The organism is Variovorax sp. EBFNA2, assembly GCF_033802765.1.
Classification (GTDB): Bacteria; Pseudomonadota; Gammaproteobacteria; order Burkholderiales; family Burkholderiaceae_C; genus Variovorax; species Variovorax paradoxus_H.
The window spans coordinates 4600381-4620551 of the sequence record NZ_CP138496.1; the positions used below are offsets into that span (position 1 = coordinate 4600381).

The 20171-nt window shown below is 68.1% G+C and carries 24 protein-coding genes; 17 read left to right on the plus strand and 7 right to left on the minus strand.

Annotated features, from left to right (window positions below; translation table 11 throughout):
• Positions 1-44 precede the first annotated feature (44 nt).
• The 3 genes from RZE79_RS21650 to RZE79_RS21660 all read right to left on the minus strand — a co-directional run bounded on the left by RZE79_RS21650 (position 45) and on the right by RZE79_RS21660 (position 2443).
• Positions 45-1085, minus strand: coding sequence for a FecR domain-containing protein (locus RZE79_RS21650; protein ID WP_319356771.1), 1041 nt, complete (start codon positions 1083-1085; stop codon positions 45-47).
• Between the two features lie 5 nt (positions 1086-1090).
• Positions 1091-1594, minus strand: a complete 504-nt coding sequence (locus RZE79_RS21655) for a sigma-70 family RNA polymerase sigma factor (protein WP_319356772.1) — start codon at positions 1592-1594, stop codon at positions 1091-1093.
• Positions 1595-1699: 105 nt separating this feature from the next.
• Entirely contained in the window at positions 1700-2443 is a 744-nt protein-coding gene (locus tag RZE79_RS21660) for an SDR family oxidoreductase (RefSeq protein WP_319356773.1), read from the minus strand.
• A gap of 102 nt (positions 2444-2545) precedes the next feature.
• Here RZE79_RS21660 and RZE79_RS21665 point away from each other — a divergent pair, with 102 nt between their 5' ends.
• Positions 2546-3451 (plus strand): AraC family transcriptional regulator, encoded by a 906-nt coding sequence (locus RZE79_RS21665; RefSeq protein WP_319356774.1) that lies wholly within the window; start codon positions 2546-2548, stop codon positions 3449-3451.
• Between the two features lie 19 nt (positions 3452-3470).
• Here RZE79_RS21665 and RZE79_RS21670 read toward each other — a convergent pair whose 3' ends face one another.
• Positions 3471-5168 (minus strand): long-chain fatty acid--CoA ligase, encoded by a 1698-nt coding sequence (locus RZE79_RS21670; RefSeq protein ID WP_319356775.1) that lies wholly within the window; start codon positions 5166-5168, stop codon positions 3471-3473.
• A 420-nt stretch (positions 5169-5588) separates the two neighbouring features.
• Here RZE79_RS21670 and RZE79_RS21675 point away from each other — a divergent pair, with 420 nt between their 5' ends.
• The 3 genes from RZE79_RS21675 (at position 5589) to RZE79_RS21685 (ending at position 7513) form a co-directional block, all read left to right on the plus strand.
• Entirely contained in the window at positions 5589-5924 is a 336-nt protein-coding gene (locus RZE79_RS21675; RefSeq protein ID WP_319356776.1) for a CHRD domain-containing protein, read from the plus strand.
• A gap of 129 nt (positions 5925-6053) precedes the next feature.
• Positions 6054-6494, plus strand: coding sequence for an OsmC family protein (locus RZE79_RS21680; protein ID WP_153282846.1), 441 nt, complete (start codon positions 6054-6056; stop codon positions 6492-6494).
• Positions 6495-6535: 41 nt separating this feature from the next.
• Positions 6536-7513, plus strand: coding sequence for a tripartite tricarboxylate transporter substrate binding protein (locus tag RZE79_RS21685; RefSeq protein ID WP_153282845.1), 978 nt, complete (start codon positions 6536-6538; stop codon positions 7511-7513).
• 25 nt (positions 7514-7538) lie between these two features.
• On the opposite strand, the gene RZE79_RS21690 is transcribed toward RZE79_RS21685, so the two are convergent.
• On the minus strand, positions 7539-8261 hold the full coding sequence (locus tag RZE79_RS21690) for a Crp/Fnr family transcriptional regulator (RefSeq protein WP_319356777.1): 723 nt from the start codon (positions 8259-8261) through the stop codon (positions 7539-7541).
• A gap of 142 nt (positions 8262-8403) precedes the next feature.
• Between RZE79_RS21690 and RZE79_RS21695 the strand changes: the two genes are divergently transcribed.
• The 8 genes from RZE79_RS21695 (at position 8404) to RZE79_RS21730 (ending at position 15472) form a co-directional block, all read left to right on the plus strand.
• Positions 8404-8904 (plus strand): ester cyclase, encoded by a 501-nt coding sequence (locus RZE79_RS21695; protein WP_319356778.1) that lies wholly within the window; start codon positions 8404-8406, stop codon positions 8902-8904.
• A gap of 312 nt (positions 8905-9216) precedes the next feature.
• Complete coding sequence (locus tag RZE79_RS21700) at positions 9217-10290, plus strand: hypothetical protein (protein WP_319356779.1); 1074 nt, start codon at positions 9217-9219, stop codon at positions 10288-10290.
• Between the two features lie 45 nt (positions 10291-10335).
• The gene (locus RZE79_RS21705) at positions 10336-11670 is read left to right on the plus strand and encodes an MFS transporter (RefSeq protein ID WP_319356780.1); all 1335 of its coding nucleotides are present in this window, start codon (positions 10336-10338) and stop codon (positions 11668-11670) included.
• An 87-nt stretch (positions 11671-11757) separates the two neighbouring features.
• On the plus strand, positions 11758-12525 hold the full coding sequence (locus tag RZE79_RS21710) for a GntR family transcriptional regulator (RefSeq protein ID WP_319356781.1): 768 nt from the start codon (positions 11758-11760) through the stop codon (positions 12523-12525).
• Positions 12522-13328, plus strand: coding sequence for a transporter substrate-binding domain-containing protein (locus RZE79_RS21715; protein WP_319356782.1), 807 nt, complete (start codon positions 12522-12524; stop codon positions 13326-13328). The genes RZE79_RS21710 and RZE79_RS21715 overlap by 4 nt, the downstream gene beginning before the upstream one ends.
• A 31-nt stretch (positions 13329-13359) precedes the next feature.
• Positions 13360-14016: an amino acid ABC transporter permease gene (locus RZE79_RS21720; RefSeq protein WP_319356783.1), complete on the plus strand. Its 657-nt coding sequence runs from the start codon at positions 13360-13362 to the stop codon at positions 14014-14016.
• 18 nt (positions 14017-14034) lie between these two features.
• Positions 14035-14688 carry an amino acid ABC transporter permease gene (locus RZE79_RS21725; RefSeq protein ID WP_319356784.1) on the plus strand — a complete coding sequence of 218 codons (654 nt, stop codon included), beginning with the start codon at positions 14035-14037 and terminating at the stop codon, positions 14686-14688.
• A complete protein-coding gene (locus RZE79_RS21730) occupies positions 14672-15472 on the plus strand; it encodes an amino acid ABC transporter ATP-binding protein (protein WP_319356785.1) in 801 nt (266 codons plus the stop codon). Before RZE79_RS21725 ends, RZE79_RS21730 begins: the two co-directional genes overlap by 17 nt.
• A gap of 23 nt (positions 15473-15495) precedes the next feature.
• Here RZE79_RS21730 and RZE79_RS21735 read toward each other — a convergent pair whose 3' ends face one another.
• A complete protein-coding gene (locus RZE79_RS21735) occupies positions 15496-15816 on the minus strand; it encodes a LysR family transcriptional regulator (RefSeq protein WP_319356786.1) in 321 nt (106 codons plus the stop codon).
• A gap of 366 nt (positions 15817-16182) precedes the next feature.
• Entirely contained in the window at positions 16183-16728 is a 546-nt protein-coding gene (gene idi / locus RZE79_RS21740; RefSeq protein WP_319356787.1) for an isopentenyl-diphosphate Delta-isomerase, read from the minus strand.
• 480 nt (positions 16729-17208) lie between these two features.
• Between idi and RZE79_RS21745 the strand changes: the two genes are divergently transcribed.
• The 5 genes from RZE79_RS21745 (at position 17209) to RZE79_RS21765 (ending at position 20125) form a co-directional block, all read left to right on the plus strand.
• Positions 17209-17712, plus strand: coding sequence for an ATP-binding protein (locus tag RZE79_RS21745; RefSeq protein WP_319356788.1), 504 nt, complete (start codon positions 17209-17211; stop codon positions 17710-17712).
• 105 nt (positions 17713-17817) lie between these two features.
• Positions 17818-18399 carry a DUF1439 domain-containing protein gene (locus tag RZE79_RS21750; RefSeq protein WP_319356789.1) on the plus strand — a complete coding sequence of 194 codons (582 nt, stop codon included), beginning with the start codon at positions 17818-17820 and terminating at the stop codon, positions 18397-18399.
• A complete protein-coding gene (locus RZE79_RS21755) occupies positions 18396-19403 on the plus strand; it encodes a glycerophosphodiester phosphodiesterase (protein WP_319356790.1) in 1008 nt (335 codons plus the stop codon). The genes RZE79_RS21750 and RZE79_RS21755 overlap by 4 nt, the downstream gene beginning before the upstream one ends.
• Positions 19400-19675, plus strand: a complete 276-nt coding sequence (locus RZE79_RS21760; protein ID WP_319356791.1) for a hypothetical protein — start codon at positions 19400-19402, stop codon at positions 19673-19675. The genes RZE79_RS21755 and RZE79_RS21760 overlap by 4 nt, the downstream gene beginning before the upstream one ends.
• Before the next feature lie 39 nt (positions 19676-19714).
• Positions 19715-20125, plus strand: a complete 411-nt coding sequence (locus tag RZE79_RS21765; RefSeq protein ID WP_319356792.1) for a hypothetical protein — start codon at positions 19715-19717, stop codon at positions 20123-20125.
• Positions 20126-20171: the final 46 nt, after the last annotated feature.

The window sequence follows — 20171 nt, forward strand, 5'->3', positions numbered from 1 at the left end:
GGTGAGTTCTTCACCCTCCTTGCCAGCCGAAACGAAAAAAAGTCTCACCCCCGGATCGAAATATTTTTCGAGGCGCCCGCCGCTTCTGCATCTTCTTGCGCCGCGCGCGGCACGAGCGTGACCCAGTAGCCGCGCAGGCGCGTGGCCGCATCCACCGGATAGGTCGACACCAGCATGCGCAGCACGCCGTCGGTGTCGGCCAGCGGAAAGGCGCCCGAGATGCGCAGGTCAGCCACGGCCGCGTCGCACTGCAGCAGGCCGGGGCGGTAGCGCGACAGCTCGGCGGCGAAGTCGGCCAGCCGCATGCCGTCGGCGAGCAGCATGCCCTGCGTCCAGGCCAGCACCGAGGCATCCGCCGGGCTGACGTTGTCGATGCCGTCGGCCGTGAAGCGGGCCTGCTGCCCTGCCGGCAGCACGCGCGCGGCGGCGCGGTCGGGCGTGATGCGCACCGCGCCTTCGAGCACGGCGATGTGGGTGGCGCCGTCCGCTTCCTTGCGCACGCTGAAGCGCGTGCCCAAGGCTTCCAGCGTGCCGCCAGCGCTGGCCACGCGGAACGGACGATGCACGCCGGCGGGGTCGGGCGCGGTGGCGATGAAGATCTCGCCCGCGTGCAGCACGATGAGGCGCTGCGTGCCGTCGAAGTGCACGTCGACCGCGCTGGCGGTGTTGAGCGTGAGGCGGCTGCCGTCGGCCAGCCGCAGTTCGCGGCGCTCGCCGGTGCCGGTGCGGTGGCCGGCCATCCAGCCGCGCTCGCCGGCCGCCTCAACCGCCTGCCAGCCGAGCCATCCGGCGGGCACGGCCGCGAGCAGCGCGGCCAATCGGCCGAGGGTGGCGCGGCGGTTGTTGCCATTCCCACGCGCGGGTCGCGCGAGCGAAGACATCGCCAGCGCCGGCGGCAGGCCGCCGAGCTTGTTCATCAGCAGCTCGGCGCGCGCCCAGGCGCGGGCGTGGTCGGGATGGCTCTGGCGCCAGCGCTCGCAGGCGCGGCGGTCTTCGTCGGTGACGGCGCTGTCGTGCAGCCGCATCAGCCATTCGGCGGCTTCGTCGAGCACGCGCGGCGCAAGTGCCGATGTTTCGAAATTCATGGCGCTCATCCCATCACCGCCAGGCAGCCCCGGAAGCCCTGCTGCATGTAGCGCTTGACCGTGACGAGCGACACGCCCAGCTCGCGCGCGATGTCCTCGTACTTCATGCCGTCGAGCTGCGACAGCAGGAAGGCCCGGCGTGCGAGCGGCTTGAGGGCGTCGAGCATGGCGTCGATCTCGTGCAGCGTCTGCAAAATCACCAGCCGCTGCTCGGGCGACGGCGCCTCGGGCTCGGGCATCAGGGCCAGCGCTTCGAGGTAGGCGCGCTCCAGCGCCTGGCGCTGGTACCAGTTCACGAGGATGTTCTTGGCCACGCTCGTGAGGTAGGCGCGCGGCTGCGCAATGACCTCGGGGTTGCGCGCTATCAGCAGCCGCGCGAAGGTGTCCTGCGCCAGGTCGGCCGCGTCACACGAATTGCCGAGCTTCTTGCGCAGCCACGACTGAAGCCAGCCGTGGTGGTCGCTGTAGAGGGTGTGGACTTGCTGGAAGGCGGCTTCGGCAGCGGACATGGCGGGCGGCACGGGGGCGGGAGCTCCGCCTACAAATAAGAATTATTCTCATTTTAAGCAAAAAGACCGCAGTGCCGCCCTCCCCGTGCTTCCGAGCGCCTCGGCTCAGGCCTGCCGGGCCAGCGCGAGCGCGTCCGCTCCGGCCGGATAGCGCAGCGTCGCCTCCGTGTCGTTCGCGGCACGCCAGACAGCCTCGGCCACGTCGGCCGCCGTGGTCAGGTCCGTCGGGTTGCCCAGTGCCGCGAAGACGCTCTGCGCGAGCGGCGCGTAGTCCGGCGGGATCAGGCCCTGCATGCGCTGCGCCCCGTTCTCGGTGAACCGCGTGCCGGGCCCGTAGCCCGGCTCGACGAGCTTCACGCGCACATTGAACGCCGCCAGCTCGAAGGCGAGCGAGGCGGTGAAGCCCTCGATGGCCGTCTTGCTCGCGGTGTACGCAGCCACGAGCGGCATCGGCGCGAGCGTGACGGTCGAGGTGACGTTGACCAGCAGTCCCGAGCGCCGCGTCCGGAACTGCGGCAGCACGGCCTGCGCCATGGCCATCATGCCGAAGGTGTTGGTCTCGAACACCTCGCGCACGGTGGCCATGGGCGTCGCCTCGAAGGCGCCGAAGAGACCGACACCGGCGTTATTCACGAGCACGTCGATCGGGCCCGCGTTCTCGATGGCGGCGGCGATGCTGTCGGGTTGCGTCACGTCCAGCGGCAGCACGCGCAGGTTCGGCGCGTCGGGAAAGAGGTCGTCGCGCGGCGTGCGCATGGTGGCGATGACGCGCCAGCCCTGGGCGTGGAAGTGGCGTGCGGTGGCCAGGCCGTAGCCGGACGAGCAGCCGGTGATCAGTGCGGTTTTCAATGGCGTTCCTTGGAGGTGGGTGATGAAGAGCCCCAACGATAGGAGCGACCAGCCGGACTCGCTACCATCCAGCGTCGCCATTTCTTTTGCAGGAGTCCATCCATGGCCGATCCACTCGCCGAGGTCATCGCGCTGCTTCGGCCGCGCGCCGTGTATTCCAAGGTGATCGCGGGCGCCGGTGCCTGGGCCGTGCGCTACACGGCCTTCGGCCAGCCCAGCTTCTGCACGATGCTCGAGGGCGACTGCATCCTGGCGGTCGATGGGCAACCGCCGCTGGCGCTGGCCGCCGGCGACTTCCTGCTGATGCCGGCCACGCCCGGCTTCACGCTGTCAGGGCTCACGCCGGCGCCGCCGGTGTTTCTCGATCCGCATGAACAGGCGGCGCGCGAGGACGCCCACGGCGAGGTCCGCCACGGAGATCGCGAAGGCCCGCCCGACGTGCGCATGCTCGGCGGCTACTTCGCCTTCGACTCGCCGGACGCTGCCTTGATGGTGTCGCTGCTGCCCTCGGTGCTGCACATGCGCGGCGTCGCGCGGCTGTCGCTGCTGGTGCAGCTCGTGCGCGAAGAATCCATGGCGCAGCGACCGGGGCGCGATCTCGTGCTCGGGCGGCTGGTCGAGGTGTTGCTGATCGAGGCGCTGCGCTCGGCGCCCGGCGACGGCGCGCCGCCGGGGCTGCTGCGCGCGCTGGCGGACAGCCGGCTGGCCGCCGCCGTGCGGCACATGCACGCGGACCCCGCGCGTTCATGGACGGTGGAAGAGCTCGCCGGCAAGGCCGCGCTGTCGCGCTCGGCGTTCTTCGAGCGCTTCTCGCGCGCCGTAGGACTGCCGCCGATGGAATACCTGCTCGCGTGGCGCATGGCGATCGCCAAGGACCTGCTGCGCCGCGGTGGCTGCGCGCCGGCAGACGTGGCCGCGCGCGTCGGCTATGCCTCGGCCAGCACCTTCAGCACGGCGTTCAGCCGCCATGTGGGCCAGGCGCCGGGCCGCTACGCGCGCCAGCTGTAGCCCACAGGGGCGACGGCGATCAGGCCGCCGTGCCTTCCTTCTCCTGCAGCAACCGCCACATCACCTTCCCACTCCCGCTCTTGGGCAGCGCATCGACGAACTCCACCTTGCGCGGAATCTTGTAGACCGCCATGTTCTCGCGGCACCAGTCGATGATCTGCTGCTCGGTCGTGTCCTTGTGCGTGGCGCGCAGCACCACCACGGCCTTGACCGATTCGCCGCGGTAGTCGTCCTTGGTCGAGATGACGCAGGCTTCCTGGATCGCGGGGTGGCGGAACATCAGCAGCTCGACCTCGGCCGGCCACACCTTGAAGCCGCTCGCGTTGATCATGCGTTTCAGGCGGTCGGTGATGAAGAAGTAGCCCTCCTCGTCCATGCGGCCCATGTCGCCCGAGCGGAAGAAGCGCTTGCCCTCGAACTCGACAAAGGCGGCCCTCGTGGCGTCGGGACGCTTCCAGTAGCCCTGGAACACCTCGGGGCCGTGGATGATGATCTCGCCCGATTCGCCGATGGGCATCTCTTGCAATGTGTCGGGGTCGACCACGCGTGCGTCGGTGCTCATGAACGGAATGCCCAGGCACTGCTGCTTGGGGTGGTCCGAGGGGTTGGTGTGCGAGGGCGCGGCGGTTTCGGTGAGGCCGTAGCCTTCCTGGTACTTCAGGCCGTACTGCTCGAACAAGCGCTGCGCCACGGCCTGCGGCATGGCGGCGCCGCCGCCGCCGATGTGGGTCATGCTCGTGAGGTCGTAGCTCGCGAAGTTGGGGCTGGCCATGAGGTCGATGACCATGGTCGGGATGTTGGTCCAGCTCGTGACCTTCCAGCGCGAGATGAGCCGGCCCGCCACGTCGCGGTCCCAGCGCGGCATGATGACCAGCGTGGCCGCCGCGAGGATCGAGGTGTGCATCATGCTCACCACGCCGGTGATGTGGAACATCGGCACCACGGCCAGCACCACCGCCTCCGACGTCGCCTGGCCCCAGAGCTGGCCCGCCATCGCGTTGTGCATGAGGCTCGAATGGTGGTGCACGCAGCCCTTGGGCAGGCCGGTGGTGCCGCTGGTGTAGGGCAGCAGCGCCATGTCGTTGGCGCCCACCACATGCGCAGGCGCCGCGTGGCCGGCCGCGAGCGCGTCGGTCCAGGCCATGGTTTGGCCGCCGGCCAGCGCGGGCAGCGGGTGGCGCGTGCCGAGCCAGTCGGCCCAGGCCGGCGCGGGGGCGTCGTCGCCGGTCACGTTCGCATCGAAGGCGTCGGTGAACTGGGTCACGATGACATGCGACAGGCGCTGCTCGGCCGGCAACGCGTCGCTGGCCTTGGCCAGTTCGGCCGCGAGGTCGCCGGTGGTGATCGCCACCTTGGCGTCGGGGTCGACGATGTAGTGCTTGAGTTCTTCGGCCCGGTTCATCGGGTTGACCGGCACCACGACGGCGTTGGCGCGCAGGATCGCGAAATGCGCGATCACCAGCTGCGGGCAGTTCTGCATGTTCAGCACCACGCGGTCGCCGCGCTGCACGCCCAGCGCATGCAGCGTGCCGGCCAGCCGCTCGACCTGGTCGGCCACCTCGCGGTAGCTCAGCACGCGGCCGAAGAAGACCAGCGCGGCCTTGTCGGGATAGCGCGCCGCCGAGGTCGCGAGGTTGTGCCACAGCGACGTGGCGGGCACGGTGATCGAATGCGGGAGGCGCTTGGGCCAGAACTTGTAATGCGGGCGTGGTTGCATGGTCTGTGAACAGGCGGAAGGAAAGAGAAAAAGAAGCGGTGCGAAAAAGGCGCAGCGCGCCAGCCTAAGACGCAGCGGCCGCCGCTCCCATCGGGGAAGCCCTCGGGGCGTCACCTTGGCGACGCCCATTAGTCGTACGTTGGCCGTGCGGACGCATCGGCTATCGTGCGGGCTCCGCTTCACCTGCGCCTGTCTGCCATGCCTGATTCCGCCCGCCCCACCCTCCGCCGACGGATCGTCCTCTTCGGTGCCACGCTGGCCGCGACAGGCTGCGCGCTGCTCTCCAGGTTCGGACCGCAGGAGCCGGCGACATCCTCGCAGTCCAAGGAGCCGCCGACGTGGTTCATGGCCGACTGCTGGCTCGGCACCGAGGAGGTGGTTCCGCCCCTCCCCAGAAAAAGCAGCAAGGGCGGCGGCTCGATGTTCGGAACCCTGACGCTCGCCACCGGCAGCTTCCAGTGGCGCGTGAACTACGCGCGCCTCAGCGGGCCGGCGACGCTCGCGGGCTTTCATGGCCCTGCCGCCAAGGGCAGCAACGGCCCGCTGGTGATCCAGCTGCCGCCGCACAGCCGGGCCGAGCTGCGCGACCCGGACGGCGACGGCTACGAGCTGACCGGCACGAGCACGTTGACGCCGGCACAAATGGCCGACCTCATGGCCGGTCTCTGGTACGTCAGCGTGTCGACCCAGGCCTGGCCGGCGGGCGAAGTCCGGGGTCAGCTGAAGCGCAGCACGTCCGGCGTGCACGGCGTCTGACATCGGCCCAGCGCGCGATCATCGCCACGCGCGATGCGCCCTGCGACTACAGACAGCGGCGGCTTTCGGAGCGATACCTGCGGTTCTCCCTCCGAGCAACCCACCACCACCCCGACTGAAGGAATCGCCATGGCAGCAGAAAAGCACGCAAGCGTTCACTGGGAAGGCGCCGGCAAGACCGGCAAGGGCCAGGTCAGCACCGAGACCGGCGCCCTCAAGGACTATCCCTACGGCTTCGCCAGCCGCTTCGAAGACGACCGGCGCGGCACCAACCCCGAAGAGATCGTGGGCGCCGCGCACGCGGCCTGCTTCACGATGGCCTTTGCCTTCGCGCTCGAAAAGGAAGGCCTGGCCGCCACGAAGATCGACACCCGCGCCGCCGTGCGGCTGGCCAAGGACGGCGAAGGCTTCAAGATCGACCGCATCGCGCTGGAACTCGACGCCAGCGTGCCGAACCTGGACGAGGCGAAGTTCCAGCAGATCGCCGCCGCCGCCAAGGCCGGCTGCCCGCTGTCGAAGGCGCTGGCGAGCGTGCCCGAGATCACGCTGAAGGCGACGCTGGCCGGCTGACCGCGCTGCTTATGATCGTCTCCACAACAAGGAGACGGATCATGAACAAGCCCACCCGGACCGCACTGGCGGTCCTTTCTTTCGCCCTCGGCACGCTCGGCACCACGGCAGTGATCGCCGCCTACCCCGACAAGCCGATCAAGGTCGTCATCGGCTTCCCGGCCGGCGGCCCGCTCGACCAGCATGCGCGCCTGCTCACCGACAAGCTGCAGGCCGTGCTCGGCCAGCCGCTGATCGTCGACTACAAGCCCGGCGCGGGCGGTTCGGTGGGTGCGGACGCGGTCGCCAAGAGCCCGGCCGACGGCTACACGCTGATGCTGGCCAACACCGGCGTGGCGGTGATCAACGGCGCGCTCTACAGCAAGCTGCCCTACAACACGCAGCGCGACTTCGTGCCGATCGCGCGCACGGCCATGCAGCCGCTGGCGCTGCTGGTCACGCCCAAGCTGCCGGTACAGAACCTGAAGCAGTTCATCGACTACGCCAAGGCGCGGCCCGGCCAGATCAACTACGGCTCGGCCGGCAACGGCGGCATCAGCCACCTCGTGCCCGAGATGTTCAAGACCGCGACCGGCATCTTCATGGTGCACATCCCCTACCGCGGCAGCGCCCCGGCCTTCACCGACCTGATGGGCGGGCAGGTGCAGTTCATGGCCGAATCGATTCCGCAGGCCGCCAACTATCACAAGCAGGGCAAGGTGCGCGCGCTGGCCGTGACCAGCCGCGAACGCAACCCCGCGCTGCCCGATGTGCCGACCGTCATCGAGTCGGGCGTGAAGGGTTTCGAGGTGGTGGGCTTCTACGGCTTCCTCGCGCCGAAGGACACGCCGAAAGACGTGGTCGCCAAACTCAGCGATGCGTTCAAGCAGGTGCTGACCAGCCCCGAGGTGCGCGAGCGCATGGTGAGCCAGGGTGCGGACCCGGCCTACCTGGGCAGCGAAGACTTCGCGCGCTTCCTGGCAACGGAAACGCCGCGCTGGGACAAGGCGGTGAAGGCGTCGGGCGCGCGGATGGACTGAACCCCGCCGGCGCCGTCCCTCACGTTCAGGGCGGCGTGGCCGCGTGCCGCTCGAGCTGTGCGCGGTCGAGCAATTCGATGCTGCGATAGCGCACGCGCAGCGTGCCGTCTTCTTCCCACAGCTTGAGCTGGCGGTTCACGCTCTGGCGCGACACGCCGAGCATGAACGACAGGTCTTCTTGCGACACGCCCAGCAGCGTGCCGCCACCGTCCTGCGCCGGCGCGACCGCGCGCGCATCGAGCGTCAGCAGCCGGTGCGCGAGCCGCACGGGCAGCGGCATCAGGATCACGTCGTCGATCCAGGCCAGTGCCTGGCGCAGCCGCAGGCACACGAGCCGCGTGAAGGCCATGTGCACGTCGGGATGGTCGGCCACCAGCCGGTGGAAGTCGGCCGCCGCGACCACGGCCATCTCGGTGGTGTCGACCGCGCAGGTGTCGTAGACGCGCTCGCGGCCCACCAGCAAAGAGACCTCGCCGAACCAGTGGCCCGGCTCGAGCATCGCGATCACCGCTTCGCGCCCGCCCGGGGCCACCACGCTCACGCGCAATGAGCCGCTGACCACGCCGAACAACGCATCGGGCGACGAGCCCTTGTGGAACAGCGATTCGCCGCGCACCAGCGTGCGCCGGTGCGCCACCGCGAGCAGCCGCTGCTGCACGTCGTCGGCCAGCCGCATGTCGCTGTTGTGCACGGGCGAGTGCTGCGCGTCCGGCTCGGCGGGGCTGGCGGAAACAGAGGAGCGTGGCATCGCGGGTTTGTCCGGGGCATCGATTGCCAACACCGGACAGTCTGGGTTCGAGGGGCTGTCGATAGTACGCAGGCCACCCGGGTCGACGCATTCGCGGCAACCCGATGTCCCCTGTCATCCCTGTCACATGGAGCACACCCCGATGACCAACCTGACCGACCTGCAAGCCCGCCGCGAGCGCCTCGTGCTCGACCATTTCGCCGACGAGACGCGGCAGGATTTCGACGCGGTGCTCGGCACCTTTCCGCATCCGCACTACGAGCTGATTCCCAGCGGCGAGGTGCACGACGGCATCGCCGACGTGCGCCAGTACTACACCGACACGCGCCGCGCCTTCCCCGATCAGCGCCACGAGATCATCCAGCTGCGCCATGCCGACGATTCGGTGATCGTCGAGTTCTGGCTGCTCGGCACGCACCGCGGCCCGCTCAAGGGCCTGCCGCCGACGGGCAACAGCTTTCGTTGCCGCATGAACGCCTTCTTCATCTTCGAGGGCGACCGGCTGGTCTGCGAGCGCGTGTACTTCGACACGCTGACGATGCTGCGACAGCTGCTGGTGGGTGTGCCTGCGGAGATGGTGGGTGGCTTGGTCGCTGGCCTGCTCGGCCAGTCAGCGCCACAACCCGAGGCCGCCACGGCATGACCGTCACGTTCAGGGCGAGTGCACAGGCCACCGGGTACTTCCCTCCGCGAATGTCCCCCGGGCTTCGCCCTCCTCCTTGATTTCGCTGCGGGAAGCACCCAGTGTCCTGCGCACGGGACGCAGCGCTGGTGCTCAGCCGATCAACGACTGCACTGTCCACCGCTCACGTCGATGGGGTGCCTTGCGCAGCGAAATCAAGGAGGAGCCGAAGGCGGGGGACATTCGCGGAGCAAGGCTCCCCGTCGGCGGGAGCGTCGCCCTGAACGACACCGCACGTCGAAAAACCAGCACGGCCGAATACAGGAGACGACCATGACCCGAGACCCCGACCCCACCGGCTTCGCGCAGATCACCGAACTCGACGGCACGCGCAACGCCGCCATGCCGCAAGACCGCCTGCGCGCCATCCGCCACGGCGCACAGGCGCTGCGCGAGCGCCTGCTCGACGCGCCGCCCGTTCACTTCGCGCGCAGCTTCAACCTGCTGCGCATTCCCTACCCCGCGTGGTTCGCCTTCACCGGCGTGTACTCGCAACAGCTGCTCAAGCCGCACATGGTGCATCTGCTGGCGCGCACCGTGCTCGTCCAGTACGACGACTTCGAAGGGCGTTTGCGCACGTTGCTCTTCACGCCGGCCGACTTCGAGGCCGGCAACGCAACGCCCTACTTCAAGCGCCTGAGCGACCAGACGCCGAAGTTCCTGCACAAGGCCATCGCGCCGGTCTACCAGACGGTGCTGCAGGCGCTCGCCAGCTGCGGCGTGGCGCCCGAGCAGATCGACTACATCACCTACGACCACCTGCACACGCAGGACGTGCGCCGCTGGCTCGGCAGTGCAAGCGCGCCGGGCCTGCTGCCGAATGCAAAGCTGCTGGTGCACCGCCAGGAACTCGCGAACGTGCGCGGCCTCTTGCCCGTGCAGGCGGAGTGGTACTGCCCGCACGGCCTGGACGGGGTGCCGGCCGAGCGCATCGTCGCTTTCGACGGCAGCCTGCAACTCGGCCGCGGCCTCGCGCTGGTCCACACGCCGGGGCATACCGAAGGCAACCATTCGCTGGTCTACCGCAGTGCCGACGGCCTGCGCGTGAGCAGCGAGAACGGCGTGGCGGCCGACAGCTGGGCGCCACTGCAGTCGCGCCACAACGGCATCCGCCGCTATGCGCAGGCCACGGGCGCGGAGGTGATCCTCAACGGCAACACGCAGGAGAGCAGCAACGACCAGTACCTGTCGATGGTGCTCGAGAAGACGCTCGCGGGCACCTCGGCGCTGCATGGGTTCAGCAACGTCGTTCCGTCGGCCGAGTGCTCACCGCACTGGCTGTTTCCGGGTGCGCCGACCAGCCACCTGTGGGGCGAAACCAGCTTCGGCGCGCTCGTTCGGACCTGATCCGCCGGCACGCACGCAATAGCAAAAAGAGAAGGAGACACACCGATGAACACCGCCACCCTCGATGCCGCCGACGCGCGCACACCGGCTTCGGCCGATGCGCGCGCAGACGCCGCGCTCTTTCGCAAGATCACCTGGCGGCTGATGCCGCTGCTGTGCGCCTGCTACGTGCTGAACTACCTGGACCGCACCAACATCGGCTACGCGCAGCTGCAGATGAAGGACCAGCTGGGCTTCAGCGACGCGGTGTTCGGCCTGGGCGCCGGCATCTTCTTTCTCGGCTATGCGGTGTTCGAGATTCCGAGCAACCTGATGCTCGCGAAGATCGGCGTGCGCGCCACGCTGCTGCGCATCATGGGCCTGTGGGGACTGGCCTCGGCGGCCATGATGTTCGCCACTACGCCCACGCAGTTCTACGTGCTGCGCTTTCTCATCGGCGTGTTCGAGGCCGGCTTTGCACCGGGCGTGCTGTTCTACCTGACGCTGTGGTTTCCCTCGCGGCGCCGCGCGCAGGCGACCGCGCTGTTCTTCATGGCTTTCGGCGCGGCGCCCATCGTCGCGGGGCCGATCGCCGGGCTCACGATGACCTACCTCGACGGCGTGCTGGCGCTGCGCGGCTGGCAGTGGCTGTTCCTGCTCGAAGGCCTGCCGAGTGTGCTGCTGGGCGTCATGGCTTTCCGCTTTCTGTCGAACAGCCCGGCGCAGGCGCCGTGGCTTTCGGCCGCAGAGAAGCAACGCGTGGCGCGCCTGCTGGCCGAAGACCAGGCCGCGCACGGCGCCGCCGGGCGCCACACCTTCGGCGCGGCGATGCGCGACGGGCGCGTGTGGCTGATCGGCTTCATGTCGTTCCTCATCATCCTGGGTATCTATGCGCTGTCGTTCTGGCAGCCGACGATCCTCAAGTCGATGGGGCTCAGCGTGCTGCAGATCGGCTTCTATTCGGTGATTCCCGCCATCGCCGGCATTGCGGCCAACATCGCCGTGGGGCGTCACTCCGACCGGCACCAGGAGCGCCGCTGGCACTTCGCGCTGGGCGCGCTCGCAGGCGCGGCCGGGCTGGCGCTGACCACGTTCTTCATGCAAAGCCCCGTGGCCGCCGTGCTGTGCCTGGCGCTCGCGTCGATGGGCATCTCGAGTGCCTTCACCGTGCTGTGGGCGATTCCGGGCAGCTTCATGTCGAAGAGCGCCGCGGCGGCGGGCATTGCGCTCATCAGCACCATCGGCGGCAGCGCGGGGCTGGTGGCGCCGATGATGGTGGGCGCGCTCAAGACGCTCACGGGCGGCTTCACGGCCAGCCTGTATGTGCTGAGCGGTGCGCTGGTGCTGTCGGCGCTGCTCATGCTGCTGGCCCTGCCCCGCAGCGCGCTCGGCAAGCGGTAGGCGCACTGCCGGCGCGACCCGGCCGGCCCATTTCGGTGCACACAGCTTGCATACCAGTTGGCACAGAAGCTGCTGATATGCAGGCCTATGGCCATCTCCGCATCCGAAATCAGTGCACGCATCGTCGAAGCGGTGATGGCGCAGAAGCTCGCGCCCGGCGCGCGCCTGGGCGAGCAGCCGCTCGCGATGCTGTTCGACTGCAGCCGCACCATCGTGCGCGAGGCGCTCACACGGCTGGCCGCGCGCGGCATCGTCACGGTGAGCGCGCGGCGCGGCTGGTTCGTCATCGAGCCTTCGCAGGACGAGGCGCGCGAGGCCTTCGAGGCGCGGCGCGTGATCGAGCTCGGCCTCATCCGCAGCACGGGCAGGATCGACAAGAGTGCCCTGCGCCAATTGAAGGCGCACCTTCAGCGTGAAAAGGCCGCACTGAAAGAGAGCGACGTCGGCCACCGCAGCTTCCTGCTGGGCGACTTCCATGTGTGCCTGGCCGAGTGCCTGGGCAACACGCTGCTGGCCGACACGCTGCGCGACTTCACCGCGCGCACCACGCTGATCGCCATGCTCTACCAGAGCACGCACGATGCGGTGCAGTCGTGCGAAGACCACGTGCAGATCGTCGCGGCGCTGGAGGGCGGCGACCACGCCGCCGCCGAGGCGCTGATGGCCGAACACATCGGCACGGTGCAGTCGGCGCTGCGCGTGCAGGCGCCCACCGACCCGCTCGCGCAGCTGCGCGATGCGCTGGCACCGCTCAACAACGGCACCCCTAACACCCCCACGCCGAAGCGCCGCCGCAAGGCCGCGCCCGCCGACGACGCCACCGATTCATCGACCTACCTAGGAGCCCTGCTATGACCACGTTCACCACTTCCGCCTCCCGTCGCCTTGCCCTCGCGCTGGCCTCCGCCGCCCTGCTGGCCGCCACCGGCGCCGCGCAGGCGCAGAACGCGCTCGACAACGTGCTCAAGGCCAAGACCATCAAGATCGCCGTGCCCACCGACTACCCGCCCTACGGCTCGGTCGACCGCAACATGCAGCCGCAGGGCCTCGACGTCGAGATGGCGCAGCTCATCGCCACCAAGCTCGGCGTGAAGGTCGAGCTGGTGCCCGTGACGAGCGCGAACCGCATTCCCTACCTGCAGACGCGCAAGGCCGACCTCGTGATCTCCACGCTCGGCAAGAACGTCGAACGCGAGAAGGTGATCGACTTCAGCGCGGCCTACGCGCCCTTCTTCCAGGCCGTGTATGCGGGCAAGAGCATGAAACTCACCAGCTTTGCCGACATGGCCGGCAAGACCATCGCCGTGACGCGCGGCGCCATGGAAGACCAAGAGCTGAACAAGGTGGCGCCGTCGAACGTCGACTACCGCCGCTTCGAGGACAACAACGCGACCATCGCCGCCTTCGTGGCCGGCCAGACGCAAACCATCGCCACCAGCGCGGCGGTGGCCGGCGACATGCTCGCCAAGAACCCGAAGGTGAGCGCCGAGTTCAAGCTGCTGCTGAAAGACAGCCCCTGCTTCATCGGCATCGCGAAGGGCGAAACCGCATTGAAGACGCGCGTCAACGAGATCATTGCCGCCGCCAAGAAGGACGGCACGCTCGACGCGATGTCCAAGAAGTGGCTCGGCAAGGCGGCCGGCGACCTGCCGGTCTGAGCACAGCAGACGCACGAACCAAGGCGCCGCCATGGAATTCGACTTCGGTGCAGTTCTCGTCGACTGGCGGCTGCTCGCCAAGGGCATCGCCTGGACGATCGGCCTCACGGCCATTGCCACGGTCATCGGCATGGCCGTCGGCGTGGCCTGCGCCTGGGCGCGCGCCAACGGGCCGCTGTGGCTGCGCTGGGTCGCGGGCACCTACGTGGAGCTGATCCGCAACACGCCCTTCATCGTGCAGCTGTTCTTCATCTTCTTCGGCCTGCCGGCCGCGGGCGTGAAGCTGTCGCCCGAGGTGGCGTCGATCATCGCGATGGTGATGAACCTCGGCGCGTACTCCACCGAGATCATCCGCGCCGGCATCGAGGCCACGCCCAAGGGGCAGATCGAGGCTGCGGTGAGCCTGGCGCTCAGCAAGGCGCAGGTCTTTTTGCGCGTGGTGCTGCCGCCTGCGCTCAAGAAAGTGTGGCCCGCGATGGTGAGCCAGATCGTCATCGTGATGCTGGGGTCGGCGGTGTGCGGACAGATCTCGACCGAGGAGCTGAGCTACGCGGCCAACCTGATCCAGAGCCGCAACTTCCGCGCGTTTGAATCCTTCATCGTCGCCACGCTGCTGTACCTCGCGCTGGCCGTGGCGCTGCGCCGGTTGCTCAACTGGGCCGGGCCGCGTTTCTTTTTCGGCCGCTGACCGCGAGGCACTTTCACCATGGTCGATTTTTCTTTGTGGGACATCCTGCGCAACCTGCTGATGGCGCTGCGCTGGACCGTCGTGCTCTCGCTCATCGCCTTCGTCGGCGGTGGGATCGTGGGCGCGCTGCTGCTGTTCGCGCGGCTGCGCGGCGGCAAGGCGGCCGAGCGGGCCGTGGGCCTGTACGTGCAGCTGTTCCAGGGCACGCCGCTGCTGATGCAGCTGTTTCTCGCCTACTTCGGTATCGCGCTGTTCGGCATCGACGTGTCGGCGTGGACGGCCGCGAGCGTGGCGCTCACGCTGTACACCAGCGCCTTTCTTACGGAGATCTGGCGCGGCTGCGTGGCCTCGATTCCGAAGGGCCAGTGGGAAGCCTCGGGCAGCCTGGCGCTGAGCTTCGCCGAACAGATGCGCCACGTGATCCTGCCGCAGGCCGTGAAGATCGCGATTGCACCGACGGTCGGTTTCCTGGTGCAGGTGATCAAGGGCACGGCGCTGGCGTCGGTGATCGGCTTTGTCGAACTCACCAAGGCCGGCAGCATGATTTCGAACGCCACCTTCCAGCCCTTCGTGGTGTTCAGCTGCGTGGCCCTGCTTTACTTCGTGCTGTGCTTCCCCGTGAGCCTGTACGCCAAGACCCTCGAGAGGAAGACCCATGGCCGCCGTGCTTGAACAACCCCAATCGCAACCCCAATCGCAACCCGAAACCGCATCGTTCGCCGCGCCCATCGTGCGCATCACGGCGCTGCGCAAGTCCTACGGCACGAACGAGGTGCTCAAGGGCATCGACCTCGACGTGAAGCGCGGCGAGGTGATCGCCATCATCGGCAAGAGCGGCTCGGGCAAGAGCACGCTGCTGCGTTGCATCAACGGGCTCGAGGTGTTCCAGGAAGGCGCGCTCACCGTCGATGGCAAGCCGCTGCTGCACGAGAGCGCGATGGCCATGCGCACGCTGCGCCAGCGCGTGGGCATGATCTTCCAGGGCTTCAACCTGTTCCCGCACCTCACGGTCGGCAAGAACGTGATGCTCGCGCCCACGCTGGTGAAAAAGCGATCGTCGATGGAAGCGGCGTCGCAGGCGCGCAAGCTGCTCGAGCGCGTGGGCCTGGCCGAGAAGTTCGACGCGATGCCCGATCAGCTGTCGGGTGGCCAGCAACAACGCGTCGCGATTGCGCGTGCGCTGGCGATGGAGCCGGCCGTGCTGCTGTGCGACGAGATCACCTCGGCGCTCGACCCCGAGCTGGTGGGCGAGGTGTTGCGCGTGGTGGAGTCGCTGGCCGACGAAGGCATGACGCTCTTGATGGTCACGCACGAGATGAGCTTTGCGCGCAAGGTCAGCGACCGCGTGATCTTCATGCACCAGGGGCGTGTGCACGAGATGGGCCCGCCGGCGGAACTGTTCGGTGCGCCGCAGACGCCGGAGCTGCAGCAGTTTTTGTCGTCGCTGCACGACTGAGTGGGCCCTTGCGGGCGGGGCCGCTACAGATGCTGCGACTCGTCGACGCAGTCCCGCAGCCCCGCAGTCAACGGCGGCAGAGGCCGCCCGCCGCGCCGCTCGAAATCTTCGCCTGCTTGCAGCAGGACCTGCACCCGCTGAAACAGCTCGCCGCCGGCGGCGGTGAGTTGCACGCCCTGCTGGCTGCGCGCGAACAGGGCGTGTCCGAGGATGCCCTCGAGCTCCCGCACGCGCGCCGTGATGGCCGGCTGGCTCACGAACAGATGGCGGGCCGCCGCGTTGACGGAGCCCAGTGTCGCGGCCCAGTGAAAGGCTTCCAGTTGTCGGAAGGTGATGCGCAGCACCGCAACTGCCTCTCAGCCGGGAGGCGCGGTGGATGTGGCGGTGCACATCGGGGCCTGTTCGCGCTTGTGCTTCATGTCTGCCTTCTTTCAAAGCAATTCAATCGCATCGAATGGCGAAGGGCCATGCAACGGGGAATTCCAATTGCGTGAATTCCCAATAATTTCGAAAACCCGGTCAATTCAAGATTGAGATTTTTTCACATTCAATTCTCGAATCGGCGTTCATCCCCAAACACGAGGAGGCATTGCGTCTGAATTTCAAATTTAGTGCATTCGCAATTGTAGTTAAAGTCAGAATTTTTGATATTCAACTTTTTCATTACATTGGATTCATCGGATGAACCACGGCAATCCGTGGCATCTGCGTCACAGCGCCGCCATGGCCTGCGCCCTCCAGGACCGCAAGCCCTTCGGCCCGAAGCGCTCGGCAATCCGGTGCAGCCAGATGGTGAAGTGCGTCGGCGCCCGCGCCAGCTCGCGGTGCAGCTCGGGCAACGCCAGCCAGCGCCACTCGCGCACCTCACCGGGGTCGGGCCGCGGCAGGCCGCGCGCAATGCCGACGAACACATGGTCGTACTCGTGCTCGATCAGTTCTTCTGACACGGCCTCCCGATAGAGAAAGGCCGCCACCGGCTGGAGCACGCAGCGCAGCCCCAGCTCCTCGTAGAGCCGGCGCTCAGCGGCGGCGCCGGTCTCTTCGTGGGGGCGTGGGTGCCCGCAACAGCTGTTGCTCCACAGACCGGGCGAGTGGTACTTGCCCAGCGCGCGCTGCGGCATCAGCACCTGGCCTTGCGTGTCGAAGATGAAGACCGAGAACGCCCGATGCAGCACGCCTTCGCGGTGGGCGCTCATCTTCTCGACCGCGTGCAGAGGGCGGTCTTCGGCGTCCACTGCGATCAGAAATTCGTCCATGAGGGCTCCAGAACTGAAGGTTTGCAAAGCGCCGCGGCCCCCACGTTTCAGTGTCCGTGCGGCCCGAAAAATCGAGCCGCTTCTTTAGCATGGATCGGCTTTCGAACATCCATAGGAAATTCAAATTAATCCAAAACCGCTACATCGACAGGAATGCCTCCAAGTCGAATACATACAACCAATTACACAGATAACAAGAATATCGAATCGGCAAATCAGTGCGCCTGATTTCACTTGTAAAAAATCCCGGCGCATTTCGACCGCAGTTCCTGGTTCATCCATGCCGCCGCCCCCCGAAAGCGCGACCTCGGTTACCCTCGACCTCATGGCCCGCGTTCGCACCGCATCGATCATTCGCCCGCTCTCGCGAGAGCGGGTGGGTTAGCGCACGGTTCAAAGCCACGCCATCCAACCCGCCCCAGGAGGCGGGTTTTTCTTGCCCGTCTCCCGAGGTTTCTTTCCCAACCTGCAGGAGACCGAATGACACCGACACCGCCCCCGCCTTCCTCGCCCGTGCTGCACATGGTCTGCGGCAAGATCGGCGCCGGAAAGTCCACGCTGACCCGGCGCCTGGCGCAAGCGCCCGGCACCGTGTGCATCAGCGAAGACACCTGGCTCGCAGCGCTCTACCCTGATGAAATCCACACGCTGCCCGACTACGTGCGCGCGGCCGGCCGGCTGAAGCAGGCGATGGGCGGCCACGTCTGCGCGCTGCTCGGCGCCGGCGTGTCGGTGGTGCTCGACTTTCCGGCCAACACCGTGACCCACCGCGCCTGGGCGCGCAGCCTCTTCGAGCAAGCCGGCGCCGCACACCAGCTGCACTTTCTCGACGTGCCGGACGACATCTGCAAGGCGCGGCTGCGTGCGCGCAACGCGGCGGGCGAGCACCCGTTCGAGACCTCCGACGCCGAGTTCGACCTGATCACCCTTCACTTCGCGCCGCCGACGGCCGTGGAAGGGTTCCATGTGATCCGGCATGGCTGAGGGCGACGCTACGAATTGCCCATGAACGGCTGACCGTCCCACACGCCGGCGGGCCGCTTCGGCGCTGGCGGGAACACAAGCGCCTGTGGCAAGCTCGCACGCTCCATGACCGACCGAATCCCGCCTTCCCATTTCCGCCGCCAGGTGCTGCGCGCGCTGCTGGGCGCCGCCGCCCTGCCCGCGCCGTTCGCGGCGCTGGCCGGCTTCAACTTCTTCACCAGCGAATACACCGCCACGCGCGAGGAGCTGCAGACGCAGATCGCCAAGCGCTTTCCGGTGGCCGAGCGCTATGCCGAGATCTTCATGGTCGGGCTGCGCGACCCGCAGCTGGGCCTGGACGGGCGCACCAACCGCGCCGCCATCACGGCCACGCTGACCATCGCCAGCCCGCTGCTGGCGGCCTCGCCGGTGCAGGGCCTGGTGTCGGTGAGCAGCGCGCTGCGCTACGACGTGGCGGCGCGCGCGCTGCGGCTCGACCAGCCGAAGGCCGAGCGGCTCGAACTGCAGGGCGTGGAAGGCCGCGACGCCGAACGCCTGCAGAAGGTGGGCGCGGTGGTCACGCAGGAACTGCTGCAGGGCCAGATCCTGCGCAGCTTCACGGCCGACGAACTCACGGTCGGTCGCAAGACCTACGAGGTGGGCGACATCACGGTGCAAGACAACGGCATCAAAGTGCAACTCAAATGAAACATCGCGCCGTCCTTCTTCTCTTGACCGCCGCTGCGCTCGCCGGCGCCGGCTGCGCCGCCATCGCCCCCAAGGTGAAGCAGCACTTCGACCTGCAGGCCCACCGCGGCGGACGCGGCCTGGCGCCCGAGAACACGCTGGCCGCGTTCTCGAATGCAATGGACCTGGGCGTGACCACGCTCGAACTCGACATCGGGCTCACGGCCGACGGCGTGGTGGTGGTGTCGCACGACACGGCGCTCAACGCCGACCACACGCGCGACGCGCGCGGCGCCTGGCTCACGGCCAAACCCGGCCCGTCGGTGCGCTCGCTCACGCTGGCCCAACTGCAGACCTACGACGTGGGCCGCCTCAACCCCGCGAGCAACTACGGCAAGCAGTTCGCGCTGCAGCAGCCGCGCGACGGCGAGCGCATTCCCACGCTGGCCGCGTTGTTCGCGCAGGTGCAGGCGCGCGGCGCCGATGCCGCGCGGGTGCACTTCAACATCGAAACCAAGATCGACCCCACCAAGCCAGACGAGACCGCCGCGCCCGAGCCCATGGTGCGTGCGCTGCTGGCCGAGATCGACAAGGCGAAGATGGCCGACCGCGTGACCCTCCAGAGCTTCGACTGGCGCACGCTCGCGCTGGTCGGCCAGCTCGCGCCGCAGCTGCCGCGCGCCTACCTCACCACGGCCCGCACGCTGAAAGACAGCCGCTGGACCGCCGGCCTGGATGCCGCGAGCTTCGCCTCGGTGCCGCAGCTCGTGAAGGCCGCGGCGGGCACGTCGGCCGGGCCGGTGATCTGGTCGCCGGCGCATGCCGACCTGGGCGCCCCCGCGATCCGCGAAGCGCAGAAGCTCGGCATGAAGGTCGTGCCCTGGACCGTGAACCAGCGCGCCGACATGGTCCGTCTCATGGACGCTGGCGTCGACGGCCTGATCACCGACTACCCCGATGTGTTGCGCGATCTGATGCGCGAACGGGGGCTCGCACTGCCGGCGCCGGCAAAGGCGGCACCATGAGCGCCGTGATTCAACTCGACGCCATCGCTTCGGGCATCGCCGCGCTGCAAGCTGGCAGCGGCTCCGTCACCACGCTCTCCACGGCCGCGCGCGCCAGCGCCGAGCTGCTCGGCGCCCTGCCGCCGCGCTACGGCGAGGTGCTGCTGAACCTGCTGGACCGCCTCGAATCGAGCGCGCTCTTCAGCGAGGAAAGCTGCTCGTTCAGCCAGAAAGACCTGCTCGACAACCTGCAGGTGTGGGTCGACAAGGCCCGCAGCCAGCTGATGTCTTGAGGCGCTGAGGCCCCGCCCCGGTTTATCATCGCGACCACCATGCGCACCCTGCTGCTCGCCCTCATGATCGCCCTGCTGCCCATCCGCGGCTGGCTCGGCGATGCCATGGCGGTCGAAATGGTGCGGCATTCGCTGCCTGCCGCCGAGGCGGTGGTGTCCGCAGCAGCTGGCATCGCCGAGTCGCATTGCCACGAAGCCACCATGGAGGCCGACACCGGCCACGACATGGCGGCCATGCATGACAACAGCGGCGACTCGCAGCAGCCCCATGGCACCGACCACGCGGACTGCGGCACCTGTGTCGCCTGCCAGGTTTGCCACACGGTGGCGCTCGGCGGCATGCCGCTGGTCGACACCCCGCATGCGGCGCCCCAGGCGCTGCCGGCCGCACACGCGGCCCGCTTTGCAAGCGCCGAGCCCGTCCTGGGCCTCAAGCCGCCCATTTCCTGATCTTCCTGCCCGTAGTCCGTCCGCAGTGAGCCTTTGCCGGCTCGCA